Consider the following 1,873-nt stretch of genomic DNA (forward strand, 5'->3'; position numbering starts at 1 on the left):
TTTAAACCTTTCCCAGGTTTAAACGCCAAGCCGTGAAAATCCCCCATAAAACTGGTAGACTTATCCGTCTTTACCGCTACGGCGATCTTATAGGGCAAACCAGCACGAACCCCCGATTTCGCTTATTGTCTGGACAAGCGTAAGATTATGCGCGTAGCAGTCACCATCTTTTCCCCAAAAACCAACTGATGCCCCCCATCCTCCGCCACCTCAACCACCAACCCTACGCCGACACTTGGCAAGCCATGCAGGCATTCACCCAGCAACGCAGCACCGACACCCCCGACGAACTATGGACAGTCGAACACCCGCCCGTCTATACCTTAGGCTTAAGCGGCAAGCGCGAGCATTTGCTGAACATCGGCGACATTCCGGTGGTGCATAGCGACCGGGGCGGCCAAGTGACTTATCACGGCCCAGGGCAAGTGGTCATCTATACCCTCATCGACATAAAACGCTTACCAATCAATATCCGTGAACTGGTGACCCTGTTAGAAAACGCCATGATTGCGGCCTTGGCCGACTACGGTATCAGTGCCCAAGCCCGCGCCGACGCGCCAGGCGTGTATGTGCAAGGCAAAAAAATAGGCTCAATCGGTTTGCGTATTAAAAACCATTGCAGTTATCATGGCTTAAGTCTGAACAATGCCATGGATTTGCGCCCGTTTACGCTGATTAACCCCTGCGGTTATGCCGGATTGGCAATGACCCAACTCGCCGACCTCGGTGTCCACGTCGCCACCGCCGAGGCCGCCGCCCTTATTATTGACAAAATAACCCCAGCCTTACAGCCATGAACTATCAAGCACCGTCACGCACCACCCCCGAATCGCACCAGCGCAGCACCGAAAAACTGGCGCGTATCCCCATTAAAGTCGAGCAACCGGACACCCTATTGCGCAAACCCGACTGGATACGCATTAAAGTCACCGCCAACGAAGAGATTACCCGCGTCAAGCAATTGCTACGCGAACACCAGTTACACACCGTCTGCGAAGAAGCCGCCTGCCCCAACTTGGCCGAATGCTTCCAACACGGCACGGCGACCTTTATGATTATGGGCGACTTATGCACCCGCCGCTGCCCGTTTTGCGATGTCGCGCACGGCAAACCCCTGCCCTTAGATGCCAACGAACCGCAGCATCTGGCCGATGCCATTGCCGCCATGGCCTTAAAATACGTCGTCATCACCTCCGTAGACCGCGATGATTTGCGCGATGGCGGCGCGGGGCATTTCGCCGAGTGCATCAGCAAAATTCGGGCGCAAACGCCGAGCACCAAAATAGAAATCCTCGTCCCCGATTTTCGTGGGCGGGTCGAAAAGGCGGTTGCCATCCTCATGCAGCAACCCTGCGATGTTTTTAACCACAACCTGGAAACCGTCCCCAGACTGTATAAACAAGCCCGCCCCGGCTCAGATTACCAAGGCTCTTTAGACCTGCTGCGCCGCCACCACGAAGCTCTGCCGCACATCCCCACCAAATCCGGCCTGATGATGGGGCTAGGCGAAGAGACCGAAGAAGTGCATCAGGTGATGCAAGACCTACGCGCCCACGGCTGCTCGATGCTAACCTTAGGCCAATACCTGCAACCGACCAAAGCCCATTTGCCCGTACAACGCTATGTAACCCCGGAAGAATTTGCCGACTATGGCCGGGTCGCCAAAGAACTCGGCTTTAAACAAGTCGCCAGTGCACCGCTGGTACGCTCGTCTTACCATGCCGACCTTCAGGCTAAAGGGGTTATTTAACCGTTGCGGCCTGGCAAGGCTGCATAAACTAGCGGGTGTGAATCCCGCCCAGGTAATCGCTAGCCACGAGCCTGGTATCGAGCCATGCAGGCATATCGGTAACGATGTGCTTGATGCGTAGGC

2 protein-coding genes are annotated in these 1,873 nt (G+C 55.5%); both read left to right on the forward strand.

Annotation, left to right across the window (positions count from 1 at the left end; translation table 11 throughout):
- Positions 1 to 188 precede the first annotated feature (188 nt).
- Positions 189 to 797 (forward strand): lipoyl(octanoyl) transferase LipB, encoded by a 609-nt coding sequence (lipB, locus tag AADEFJLK_RS23520; protein ID WP_103976022.1) that lies wholly within the window; start codon positions 189 to 191, stop codon positions 795 to 797.
- Positions 794 to 1,750: a lipoyl synthase gene (gene lipA, locus AADEFJLK_RS23525; protein WP_103976023.1), complete on the forward strand. Its 957-nt coding sequence runs from the start codon at positions 794 to 796 to the stop codon at positions 1,748 to 1,750. The genes lipB and lipA overlap by 4 nt, the downstream gene beginning before the upstream one ends.
- The last annotated feature ends 123 nt before the right edge of the window (positions 1,751 to 1,873 follow it).

Source organism: Methylovulum psychrotolerans, assembly GCF_002923755.1.
GTDB classification, from domain to species: Bacteria; Pseudomonadota; Gammaproteobacteria; order Methylococcales; family Methylomonadaceae; genus Methylovulum; species Methylovulum psychrotolerans.